Source organism: Kribbella sp. NPDC049227, assembly GCF_043197265.1.
GTDB lineage: Bacteria > Actinomycetota > Actinomycetes > Propionibacteriales > Kribbellaceae > Kribbella.
Genome location: NZ_JBICST010000001.1, coordinates 1,220,275 through 1,232,390, shown reverse-complemented (window position 1 = coordinate 1,232,390; position 12,116 = coordinate 1,220,275). Strand labels below are relative to the sequence as shown.

Sequence of the window (12,116 nt, the reverse complement as noted above, 5' to 3'; positions counted from 1 at the left end):
AGCATACTGCCGCAGATGCGCATTGCGACGAGAGTTGTCCACAGTCACACGATGGTGACGGAAAGTGCGGGCGAATCCGCATAGGTTAAGAGCATGACGACAACGGGGCTGCGGGACTATCTGGACGGGCCGCACAAGGCGGCGCGGGACGTCGTGCGCGCTGGGCTGAGCGCGAACGCCGAGCTGCTCGACATGTCGCTGCGGCTGCCGCGGGACGAGTACCGCGACAAGGTGCTCGACGTGTTGCTGGATGTCTCGGCCGAGGGCCATCCGGCACGCGGTTTCCCGAAGGAGTACGGCGGTGAGGGCGATCTCGGCGGATTCATCGCCGGGTTCGAGACGCTCGCCTTCGGGGACCTCTCGTTGATGGTGAAGGCGGGCGTGCAGTTCGGCCTGTTCGCCGGCGCGATTCTGCACCTGGGCACCGAGCGCCACCACGAGCGCTATCTGGCGGACGCGCTGAGCGGCCGGCTGCTCGGCTGCTTCGCGATGACCGAGACGGGCCACGGTTCGAACGTGCAGGCCCTTGGTACGACGGCGACGTACGACGCCTCGACCGCGGAGTTCGTCGTGCACACGCCGACCGCGGCCGCGCGGAAGGACTACATCGGGAACGCGGCGCGGCACGGGCGGATGGCCGCGGTGTTCGCGCAACTCGTCGTCGGCGGCGAGAGCCAGGGCGTCCACTGCCTGCTCGTGCCGATCCGGGGTGAGAGCGGTACAGCGATGCCCGGGGTGACGCTGTCCGACTGCGGCCCGAAGCTGGGGCTGAACGGGGTCGACAACGGGCGGATCGTGTTCGATCAGGTCCGGGTGCCGCGGGAGGCGCTGCTGGACCGCTACGCCCAGGTCGATGCTGATGGCAACTACCAGAGCGAGATCGAGAACCCGGACCGCCGGTTCTTCACCATGCTCGGCACGCTGGTGCAGGGACGCGTCTCGGTCGGTGGCGCGGCGATCAACGCCAGCAAGGTCGCCCTGACCATCGCGATCCGGTACGGCGCTCAGCGGCGGCAGTTCGGTGCTCCGGGGAGTGCTGAGGAGGCGTTGCTGCTGGACTACCGGATGCACCAGCGCCGGCTGCTGCCGTTGCTCGCGCGGACCTACGCACTGCACTTCGCACAAGCCGAGCTGGTCGACGAGTTCGTGCGGGTGTTCGGTGACGGCAGCAACGAGCACGACCGGAGAGCGCTGGAGGCGCAGGCGGCCGGGACGAAGGCGCTCGGGACATGGCATACGACCGAGACGATCCAGCTGTGCCGTGAGGCGTGTGGCGGTGCCGGCTACCTGGCGGAGAACCGGCTGGCCACGTTGAAGGCGGACACCGATGTGTTCACCACCTTCGAGGGGGACAACACTGTCCTGCTCCAACTGGTGGCGAAGGGTCTGCTGACGGACTACCGGGAGTCGTTCGGGAAGCTGGACCCGCTCGGCACGGCCCGGTTCATCGCGGCTCAGGCGGTCGAGATCGCGGTCGAGAAGGCAGCCCTGCGACCACTCATCGAGCGGCTGCGGGACGTCGTACCGAATCGGAGTGACGCGAACGATCCGGATGCGGGGTTGCGGGACGACGCGTACCACTCGGGGCTGCTGCGGTTCCGGGAGGAGCACATGCTGTCCGGGGTCGCGCGGCGGCTGAAGGCGGGGATCGATGCCGGGGACGAGCCGTTCGAGGTGTTCAACCGGTGCCAGGACCACGTCATCGCGGCTGGGCGGGCGCACGTGGACCGCGTCGTGCTGGAGGCGTTCCATGCGGCGGTCGAGGATGCCCCGGAGGAGCTCCGCGAGGTGCTGAAGGACGTCTACGACCTGCATGCGCTCGCGACGATCGAGTCGGAGCGTGCCTGGTACCTCGAGCACGGGCGGTTGTCACCGGGGCGGTCGAAGGCGATCACGGCGCTGGTGAACGAGCTCTGCGCCGCGGTTCGGCCGGTCGCGGTCGAGCTCGTCGACGCGTTCGGAGTACCGGGCTCGGCGGTGGATGTGCCGATGGTTGTACCGTCGCAGCATGAGTGAGCCGATCGAACCCGCGTCGGCCGCCGAGGCCGCCCGCGAACTCGCCCGGGTGCTGCTGGAGCAGGCCGACGCTCTGGATCTCCACGACCTGCGGGCCACCGGCGCGATCGAGAACGTCCGGGTCCAGGCCCGGGCGCTCGCGGACGCCGTGCACGAGCGGGGCTGGGGCGACATCTTCCTCGGGATCGACTCCTACGACCCCGACGAGCTCGACGACCTGCCGCTCGGGCCGGACGACTTCGACGACCCGGCGGACTACCGGGAGATGGTCGAGGGCGCGGGCCTGGACGACCTCGAGGGACTCGAGGAGCCGCTGCTGCCGGCGGACGGGGTCCGGCTCAGCTACCAGGCGCGGTACGACTACGTGGTGACGGATCCGGACGCGTTCGTGGAGTACGTCCGGAGCCGCGCGGACGAGGCGCAGAACGACGAGGTGATCGACGACATCGAGGACGCCCAGTCGGCGTTCGAGCTGCTGTGCTACCTCGACGGGATGGGGTCGAAGGACTACGACTCCTTCGGCCTGATGCCGGCCGGCGGCGAGGAGTCCCACAAGATCGTCGACTTCTCCCTCTGGGACCTAGACCCAACCCGCCGCGACGACACCTACCCGTACTAACCCCGCCCCATCCACACCCCGCGTCCGCACGGCACCTCGTACCGGGGTGCCGCGCCAAGGGGCCGGGTGACGGGTTGTGTGCTGGCTGGCGGGTTGTTTGCGCGCCGGTGGAGAAACAACCCGCCAGTGGGTCCGGGCCCCGCCATGCCTGCCACCGGGAGCTCGCAATCCCTCTGGGGCCGTCGGCATGTGGTGGGCACCGGCGGTGGCACGCTGCCCTGGCCACTGACGCCGTACAGGTTGCCGGTGGGTGGCGGGTTGTGTGCTGGCCAGCGGGTTGTTTGCGCGCCAGTGGACAAACAACCCGCCAGTGGGTCCGGGCCCCGCCACGCCTGCCACCGGGAGCTCGCAATCCCTCTGGGGCCGTCCGCATGTGGTGGGCACCGGCGGTGGCACGCTGCCCTGGCCGCTGACGCCGTACAGGTTGCCGGTGGGTGGCGGGTTGTGTGCTGGATGGTGGGTTGTTTGCGCGCCAGTGGAGCAACAAGCCGCCAGTGGGTTCGGGGTGTGACGGATGAGTCGGTGCACTCGCCGAGTAGGTGCGTGCTCTGTCGGCCGATCGCGGGCCAGGTGGTTGGTGGGGCTGTTGATTTGGTGTGGACCGGTACGGCGATCTCGGTATGTGGAGATCCGGCGCGGGTGATTGTTGTTGCGGAAGGCAACGGCGGTACGGAAAGTGAGGGTTTGTTTACTGACGGTTGCCCAGTTCAAAGGCAATGCAAATGTTTGAACCCGGGGATGGTCTGCGGTTGTGGTGACGTGACAACGTTCAGTTGTCGGCGACGGACGGGTCGCTGACAACAGGCTCCAGGTGGTACCGACGTACTCCCGTCCGCGACCGGACTGTACCTCCCCTGCCGGTCACGGAATGAGACGCCGGCCCGCCCTCCTTCGGGCCGACTGCCCTCTCGGGGCAACAGCAGGACGCCGGCCGTGCCGCAGGCGGTGCCGGTCGCCAGTGAGGTGGCGACCGACATCGGGCATGGCCGGCGTTTCCGTTCCCTGGTTGGTGTCTGGTGCTGCTGGGGACCAGACACCAACCAGGGAACGCCACTGCATAGTCAGAATTCCCGTGCACCCGATCGCACCCAGAACACCCACGGTCCGACCGGCGCCGCACTCACGACGTGAGGGACCCATCGTCGGGGGACATCGAGTCCAGGTCCGTCCATTCAGGTGGGAAGGACCGCGAGCACCCGGCGGTCGAGGTCCACAGCCGTGGACCTCGACCCCGCCCCGGTGATCCTCAGGCCAGTTCGAGCGAGGGCCGCTCCGGCACCTGGCCGTATGTCGTCGTACGCTGCCGCGCCGGGCGGCCGGCGGCCGTGGCCATCGCGGTCAGTTCGGCGATGGACTTCCGCGACCCGTGCTTGGAGCCGGCCATCCGGCTGATGGTCTCCTCCATCAGCGTGCCGCCGATGTCGTTGACGCCACCGTTCAGCACCGCGACGCACCCGTCCACCCCGAGCTTGACCCACGAGCACTGGATGTTGTCGATCCGCCCGTGCAGCATGATGCGCGCCATCGCGTGCACCGCGCGGTTCTCGTCGTACGTCGGACCCGGCCGGGCGACGCCGGCCAGGTAGATCGGCGAGTTCTGGTGGATGAACGGCAGCAGCACGAACTCCGTGAAGCCGCCGGTCTGATCCTGGACCGCGGCGATCGTGCGCAGGTGCTGGATCCAGTGGTGCGGCGCGTCGACGTGGCCGTACATCATCGTCGAACTCGACGGCAGACCGACCTTGTGGGCCGTGGTGATGACCTCGATCCACGATGCCGTGGGCAACTTTCCCTTGGTGAGGATCCAGCGGACGTCGTCGTCCAGGATCTCCGCCGCGGTACCGGGGATGCTGTCCAGCCCGGCCTCCTTGACCGAGATCAGGAAGTCCTCGATCGACAGCCCGGTGCGGACCGAGCCGTTCACGATCTCCATCGGCGAGTACGCGTGCACGTGCATGTCCGGCACCCGGTCCTTCACCGCGCGGACCAGATCGGCGTACGCCGTACCCGGCAGGTCGGGGTGGATGCCGCCCTGCATGCAGACCTCGGTCGCGCCGATCACCCAGGCTTCCTTCGCGCGCTGGCCGACCTCGTCCATCGACAGCGAGTAGGCGTCCGCGTCGGTGCGCCGCTGGGCGAACGCGCAGAACCGGCAGCCGGTGTAGCAGACGTTGGTGAAGTTGATGTTCCGGTTCACGACGTACGTCACGTCGTCGCCGACCGTTGCCTTGCGCAACTCATCGGCCAGTGAAGCCAGCGCGTCGAGGGCAGGACCGGTGGCAGTGATCAACGTGAGCGCCTGGGCGTCGGACAGCCCGGCCGGGTCGCGTTCGGCGGCGGTCAGTGCTTCCTTGACGTCACCTTCGATGCGTTCTGGTGCGGATCGCCCCGCGACCTGCTCGCGCAGCACGTCCCAGTCGCCGTACGCCGCGTCGAAGTCCGAACGAGTCTCGGTACGACGTCCCTCGGTGTCGATCGCGGTGTGCAGATCGGTCCGGCCGACGCTGTCCCAGCCACCGTCGGGTTCCTGCCAGGGCAGGCCGACCGGCATCGCGGACTCGTTGGCCAGCCCGGTCGCCGGATCGACCAGCGCCTCGACATGCGAGATCAAGCGCGGATCGAGCCAAGGCTCCCGCAAGTACTCCGGGTGCGTGGTCAGCCGCTCCCGCAAGGTGAAGCCGGCGTCTGCGGTGACCTTCGCCAGGTCGTCGATCTGCGGCCACGGCCGCTCCGGGTTCACGTGGTCCGGCGTCAGCGGCGAGACACCGCCGAAGTCGTCGACGCCTGCGTCGAGTAGCGCCCGGCACTCGGCCAGGTCGACCAGGTTCGGCGGGGCCTGCACGCGCACTCGCGGCCCGAGCACGACCCGCGTCACCGCGATCGCGGCCAGCCATTCGTCCAGCGGTACGTCGTCGTCGTTGCGCATCGCGGTGTCGGGCTTCACCCGGAAGCCCTGGATGATGACTTCCTGGATCCCGTTGTACTGGCGCGCGATCTTACGCAGCGCGAAGATCGAGTCGGCCCGCTCCTCGAGCGTCTCGCCGATGCCGATCAGCAGACCGGTGGTGAACGGCACGTTGGACCGGCCGGCGTCCTCCAGCACCCGCAGCCGGATCGCCGGGTCCTTGTCCGGCGAGCCGAAATGCGGCTGCCCCTTCTCCTCGAACAGCCGCCGCGACGTGGTCTCGAGCATCATGCCCATACTCGGCGCGACCGGCTTCAGCCGCTGCAGGTCCTGCCACTTCATCACCCCGGGGTTGAGGTGCGGCAGCAGTCCGGTCTCCTCCAGCACCCGGATCGCCATCGCCCGCACGTAGTCGAGCGTGCTGTCGTACCCGGCCTCCTCCAGCCAGGTCCGGGCGGCGTCCCAGCGCTCCTCCGGTGCATCGCCGAGGGTGAACAGCGCCTCCTTGCACCCGAGTGCCGCACCCTGCCGCGCGATCTCCAGCACCTCATCCGGCGAGAGGTACGGCGAGTGCACCCGGCCAGGCGTGGTCGCGAACGTGCAGTAGTGACACCGGTCGCGGCACAGCCGGGTAAGCGGGATGAAGACTTTCTTCGAGTACGTGATGATCCCGGAGCGGTCGGCATCCGCCAGCCCCTGGTCGCGGACCCGCGCCGCCGTCGCCATCAAGGCGGTCAGCGCCTCACCCGAGGCAGACAGCAGCACTTCGGCTTCGGCCGGGTCGAGGGTCTTGCCGTCGTCCGCGCGCTTGAGAGCGCGGCGCATCGCCGTACTGAGTTCAGTGGTTGTCACGTCATCCGAGCCTAGGCGCCGAAAACGGCTGAATCGCACGATTCCGGGGACCAAAAACAATCCGTACAGACGTCCTGATAGTTTGAGGTTCGTGCAGGTCAGGCGGGGTGTCGACGGCCGCCGGATGCGTGGTGAGCAGCGCCGGAGCGAGTTGCTCCGGGCCACCATCGGCGTCGTCGAGCGCGACGGAGTCGCAGGTGTGAGCCATCGTGCGGTGGCTTCGGCGGCCGATGTGTCGGTCGCGTCGATCACCTATCACTTCGCGACCCTGGACGATCTGCTGATCGCCGCACTGAGTTGGGCCGCGGACGATCTCGCCGTCGAGTTGCACGGGCGGGGGAGCGAACTGGGCGCGCGGCCGGCCGACGAACTGGCCCGGTTGATCGAGGACAGCCTCATCCGGCGCCGGGGCCGGACACTCGCCCTGTACGAGCTCTATCTGTACGCCGCTCGACGACCGGAGCTGAGGTCCGCGGCAGGGGCCTGGCTCGAACCGCTGACCGAGATCGCCCGCGCCTTCACCGCTGATCCGCAGAAGGCCCGGCTGTTGGTGGCCGCGCTGGACGGACTGCTGATGCAGGCGCTGATCGGTGCCCGGGATGTCGACCGAGCAGACTTCGCCGCCCTGCTGGAGGTGCTGAGGTAGCGCGGGGCTACTGACGCGCGGAGGACGTCACACCGGCTTGGGCCATGCTGAGGACGACGATGTGGTGGAACGGCCGGATCAGGTTGTAGTAGAACCGGCCCGCCGGTCGGAGGTACTTCACCAACGTGACCGCTTTGAACTCGCTCTCGGGCTTGGCGTTGTCGGTGATGAAGGCCAGGTAGCCGATCAGGTGGTTGTCGGAGATCTCCAGCAGCAGGTAGTGGTCCTCCTCGCCGCGCATCACGGTGAAGAAGGCGACCTTTTCGCCGGGAACGAAGCTCACCGTCTCCGGTCGCAGCCCGCGTGATTCCGGCACCCCGGTGGTCTCCAGTCGCAGCAGCCAGGCAACCGCCATCCGGACAGCGAACAGTCCCTTGATCCACAGGGGACTGTGGCCCAGTGACCCCGCGATGAACTCGCGGAGTGACACCGCGCCGCGGATCGTCTTCACGTCGATCTCGTCGACGATAGGCAGCAGATCGTCCAGCTCCGGCAGGTCCGTGCGGGTGGGCATGGCAGCTCCTCTAGTCGAGCAAGGTCTCGCCGGTGGCGAGCCGCAAGGTCAGCGCGTAGATGCCGCGCAGGTCGTTCTTGGCGATCGGCGGCAGCACCTGCTCGGCGCCGATGAGGATCAGGTAGAGCAGTTCGGCGAACCGGTCCGCGTCCACGTCCGTCTTCAGTCCGCGGCAGAGCTCCTTCAGGTACTCCGTGCGTGCGCGATCCACGCGCTCCTGCGCGCCGCGTACTTCGGGGTCCTGTAGCGCCCAGGCCCGGACGGCGATCTCCAGCCTCGCGTGGTCCGGATCGGACAGCACGAGCCGCAGGAGATGCTGCAACTTCGCCGATGGTTCCGCGTCCGGCTCACGCTCGACTGTGTCGATCAGCCGGGTGGTGAACCGCGCTTCGAAGTACTCCAGCAACGCCGTCCGGTACCCGGCTGCACCTTTGAAATGGTGGTAGTACGAGCCCTTGGTGACGCCGAGCTTGCCGGTGAGTCGCTCGATCGTCACGGCCGGCGCACCCTCGTCGGCCAGCAGTTCGAACCCGGCCTCCAGCCATTCCGTCCGCGTCACCATGCAACGACCATACCATACCGTTTGGTATGGTCAGCCCAACTTCACCACCTCCCCCGCGGTTGCCAGGCCGCCTGGTACGTCGGTCGGCGTACGGTCCGGGAGCTCGATCGAGGTGAGCCGCAGACTGCCTTCGCGGACGTGGAGGGTGCCCTCGGCCAGATCCACGGTGCCGAAGGCGTCACCGGTGGACCAGAAGTGCCGGGATCCCGCGACCTGTGGCGCGAACCGCATCACCCCGGTCCGCCCGTCGTAGTCGAACCCGGTCAGCGCGATCACCGCACCCCAGCTCGCCATCGCCCGCGCGTAGTGGTGACCACACTCCGCCTCGTCGAAGGGGTTGCGCCGCTCGCCGTCGTACCGGGCCCGGATGTCGGCGATCACCTTCAGCCCTTCGTCGACCAGACCCTCCGAGATCAGGCCGACGGCGAGGATGTGCTCGAATCCGGTCATCACCTCGGAGAAGTACGGGAACGGGCGCTCGGGCCGGTTGCCACGCGGGTAGCTGCACATCAGTACGGCGGACTCGTCGCCCAGCACGTAGCTGCGCATGTGATTGAAGTGCCCGAAGAACCCGGACCGGCCGTTGTGCTTCAGGATGCTGCGCAACGTCGTCACCACGTGGTCCGTGTCGTGCAGCGAGCCGAGTCGTGTCAGCCGGGCGAGATGCTGGCCCACCAGTTGGTCGACGAGACATCCGTCGCCGAGTTGCAGCACAGGGTTCGTGGGGTCGGCCGCGCCCATCCGCTCGCGCAGTCCCGGTGCGACCTCGTCCGCGGAGGCCGGCGGGCGGATCTCGTGCCGGTAGTACTCGCCGTTGAAGAGGTGCTCGTCCATCCAGGCGCTGCCGTACTCGAACATCCGCCGACACTCGTCGGCGAGATCCGCGATGCCGAGGGACCGTGCCATCTCCTCACAGGCACGCAAGGCCGCCAGGTACCACGACTGCATCTGCGGGTTGGGTCCGTAGTACTCGACGTCCATCGTGTTGTGCTGGCAGCCCTCCATCACGCCGTCGCGATCGGCATCCCAGCCGCCGGGAATCCAGCAGAACTCGAGCGCGCGTCGAGCAGCCGGCCACAAGGAGCGCAGCATCTCGTCGTCACCGCTGAGTCGCCAGTCGCGATACAGCTTCACCAGGGACCCGAGCTGCCCGTCGGCCGCGGCGACCTGCCAGTCCTGCGCACTCGTTGCCAACGGCAACCCGACCCGGAAGCTCATCAGTCCTTGATCATTGGTCGCATGGCCGAACTCGACCTCGCGCAGCGAGCGAGCGATCTCACCGAACAGGAACGGCGTCGCCTGCTCGTAGTTCCACACATGCGTGCAACTGCCGAAACAACTGCCCTCGTGGTCGGAGCACCCTTCCCAGCCGAAGAAGCGCCCGTCCGGCGTCCGGAACACGGTCTGCGTCCGCAGCGTGCTCAGGTTGAACAGCGCCGCTTCCTTGACCTGGTCCGGCAGGTCGCTGCCGAGGAAGTCCTCGACGAACGCGACCGTACGACGCTCCAACCCGCTGAGCTGCGGAGCGAACCGGCAGATCGCTGTCCAGGCATCGTCGACCAGCGTTGTGTAGTGGTTGCCGACGATGTCCGGCTTCTCCCACGCGCGCCGGTTCGGGAAGTGCCAGCCGAGCAGGAAGGTGAAGCGCTCGGTCGCGCCGGCCTCGATCGTACGGCGGTCGGCCACCGACGCGATCGGTGTCGCGGACTCGCTGGTGCGTTCGTCGAGCCGGCCGTCCGCACTGAAGTCGTCCCAGAAGTCGAGCAGGCTGTCGCCCCACGTCCGGTCCGCCCAGCCGGTCCGGAGGCTCAGGTCCTGACTGTCGATCACGCCGAGGGCGATGGAGCCGTACTGCTCCGCAGCCGGATCGACACCGCGGCTGCGCAGGAGCACGCCGTCCACGCGAATGCCGGACGGCCCGCTCTCGCCGGCCGCCGTCCTGTTGTAGTTGTCTGAGGCAACATCGGTGCTGCCGTCGCGGCCGATGAAGTTCTGCAGCGACGCCGCCAGCGAGACCGTCAACGGCTGATCGCCCCGGTTCGTCACCACGAAGCGCAGTACCGCAACAGGCCACGAGCTGGCCTCGACGTCGGTCGGGACGAACGGGTTGAACGCCTCCAGGTCCACCTCGACCGGTACGTCGTCATCGCGGAGTTGGAGCCGCCCGAACGGGTACGCCGTACTGAAGGTGGCTTCGCGGAAGCGGGGGAGGCCGTGGCTCTGGGCGGCGCTGCCGTGGGCACCTTCGTACTCGCTGAGGTCCAGCGGGCCTTCGGCGGCGCGGGTCGTCACGGTGCCATCGGGTGACTCGGTGCGGATCGCGAAGAACGCCGTACCCGGGTGGAAGCCCTTCGCCGGGCGGTTCACGATCTCCCAGTCGCGGAGGTTGCCGCGGCCGCCGAGACTGACCGTCCCGGTGCCGATGCCGCCGAGCGGCAGCGCGATCCGGCGAAGCCGACGTCCGGAGTAGGTGCGAAGCAGGGGCCAGTCCTTGGTCGTCATGCCCACCGACCCTAATCTCCCCAACCCACCAGGAAATCGATCTCCGGCGGGTCGGCTGGACCACTTGGTCGGCATCAGCGTGCAGTTCGACAGGACATGTCCGCTCGATTCGCCGATCCGGCGGTCCTGGTGAGCGTGACCTGCTCACGCCGCAGCCGGCACCTCCTGTCGGTTTGCACGAACGCGCCGACGCAGGACGGGAGCTGGACGTCGTGAGCCTGGTCAGAGCTGCTGGGCGATGGCTGTTGCTGACTCGGTTGGGCCGTCGGCGGTTGCGTAGAGCTTCTGGATTTGTTCGGCGGATTCGCGGTGGGTGGGGTTGGTGAGCATTTGGATGGCGAGGTCGGCGAGGGTGGTGGAGCGGGCGCGGCGTGCGGCGCCGAGTCGTTCGAGGAGCGCGATGTTGAGGTCTTGTTCGATGTGCAGTGGGATGCCCAGGAGCGGCGTACCGCTGGCCATAGCGGTCTGGACGCTGCCCTGGCCGCCGGTCGTCACGGCGAGATCGACCTGCGGCATCACGAGGTGGCTGGGGAGGACACCGGCTACCTGGATCTGGTCTGTGGTCAGGTCGGCGAGGGTGTGGATGGTGCCGGCAACGAGGATGCGGACGTCGAGCCGGCTGAGGTCCGCTACCGCCTGGCGAACCTGGTCAGGCGGGGTTGACGTCATCGCGAGGTAGATCGTCGGGCCGGGGTGGTCGAGGAACTTCTGGACCTCGGGTGGAATCGGGAGGTTCAGCTGGGCGAAGAGTGGGCCGACGGTCCGCAGTTGTGAGCCGGGCCGGTAGCCCTTGCCGGGTTTCCAGGCAGCTACCTCCGCGGCGGAGATCCCAAGCACTTCGGGGATCTCCGGGACGAGCGAGAGGTCACCGAGAAGGAGCGCGGCCAGGCTGGGGATGCCTTCCACGCCGAGCTCTTCGGCGACCCGGTTGAAGCCGCTGCAGTAACCCGGGAAGCGGTTCGGCGTCCGGTTGATGAGGAATCGGGCCAGCCAATCCGGTGCATGCTTCAGCCGTGGATCCACCGGCCGGGACGGCGCCGGCAGCAGCCGATGCTCGAACACCGGCGGCACGAAGCTGCCGGCATGCTCGGTGATCACCCGTACGCCGGCCAGTCGTGACGACAGCAAGGTGGTCAGGGTGAATCCCGTGACGGCAAGGGTGATCCCGTGCGCTCGGAAGTACTCCGCCTCGGCCGCGACGTACGTCCGGATCTCGTCATCGTCGTACATGCTCTGCCGGGGATCGCCGAGCCCGACGGCCGAACCTACGAACGCGGCCGCTCGGGCGGGTGACAGGCCTGGGCCGAGTACGTCGTACTCGATGCCGGCCTCGGCCAGCAGGCGCTCGTGCGGTCCACCGTGGGTGGCGACCCGGATCTCGAGGCCGAGCTCGGTGAGGGCGCGATGCAGTTCTAGCATCCGGGAGGTCTCGGACAGGTAGGCGCAGTGCGGCAGTAGACAGATCACGGTTGCCCCCTTCGACGGCAATAGGTAATATAT

The 12,116-nt window shown here is 68.1% G+C and carries 8 protein-coding genes; 3 read left to right on the top strand and 5 right to left on the bottom strand.

Annotated features, from left to right (window positions below; genetic code table 11):
* The first annotated feature begins 93 nt into the window (after positions 1-93).
* Both ACGFH6_RS06185 and ACGFH6_RS06180 read left to right on the top strand, forming a co-directional pair.
* Entirely contained in the window at positions 94-2,016 is a 1,923-nt protein-coding gene (locus ACGFH6_RS06185) for an acyl-CoA dehydrogenase (RefSeq protein WP_393380920.1), read from the top strand.
* On the top strand, positions 2,009-2,635 hold the full coding sequence (locus ACGFH6_RS06180; protein WP_131359921.1) for a hypothetical protein: 627 nt from the start codon (positions 2,009-2,011) through the stop codon (positions 2,633-2,635). Before ACGFH6_RS06185 ends, ACGFH6_RS06180 begins: the two co-directional genes overlap by 8 nt.
* A 1,246-nt stretch (positions 2,636-3,881) precedes the next feature.
* Here ACGFH6_RS06180 and ACGFH6_RS06175 read toward each other — a convergent pair.
* Positions 3,882-6,392, bottom strand: a complete 2,511-nt coding sequence (locus ACGFH6_RS06175; RefSeq protein WP_393380918.1) for a bifunctional FO biosynthesis protein CofGH — start codon at positions 6,390-6,392, stop codon at positions 3,882-3,884.
* Positions 6,393-6,483: 91 nt separating this feature from the next.
* Here ACGFH6_RS06175 and ACGFH6_RS06170 point away from each other — a divergent pair, with 91 nt between their 5' ends.
* Positions 6,484-7,038 carry a TetR/AcrR family transcriptional regulator gene (locus ACGFH6_RS06170; RefSeq protein WP_393380917.1) on the top strand — a complete coding sequence of 185 codons (555 nt, stop codon included), beginning with the start codon at positions 6,484-6,486 and terminating at the stop codon, positions 7,036-7,038.
* Positions 7,039-7,045: 7 nt separating this feature from the next.
* Here the strand turns inward: ACGFH6_RS06170 and ACGFH6_RS06165 are convergent, their stop codons facing one another.
* From ACGFH6_RS06165 to ACGFH6_RS06150, 4 genes are all read right to left on the bottom strand, one after another.
* The gene (locus ACGFH6_RS06165; protein ID WP_393380915.1) at positions 7,046-7,552 is read right to left on the bottom strand and encodes a DUF2867 domain-containing protein; all 507 of its coding nucleotides are present in this window, start codon (positions 7,550-7,552) and stop codon (positions 7,046-7,048) included.
* Between the two features lie 10 nt (positions 7,553-7,562).
* Complete coding sequence (locus ACGFH6_RS06160; protein ID WP_393380913.1) at positions 7,563-8,114, bottom strand: TetR/AcrR family transcriptional regulator; 552 nt, start codon at positions 8,112-8,114, stop codon at positions 7,563-7,565.
* 30 nt (positions 8,115-8,144) lie between these two features.
* Positions 8,145-10,616, bottom strand: coding sequence for a GH116 family glycosyl-hydrolase (locus ACGFH6_RS06155; RefSeq protein ID WP_393380912.1), 2,472 nt, complete (start codon positions 10,614-10,616; stop codon positions 8,145-8,147).
* A gap of 222 nt (positions 10,617-10,838) precedes the next feature.
* Positions 10,839-12,083 carry a nucleotide disphospho-sugar-binding domain-containing protein gene (locus ACGFH6_RS06150; RefSeq protein WP_393380910.1) on the bottom strand — a complete coding sequence of 415 codons (1,245 nt, stop codon included), beginning with the start codon at positions 12,081-12,083 and terminating at the stop codon, positions 10,839-10,841.
* Between the last annotated feature and the right edge of the window lie 33 nt (positions 12,084-12,116).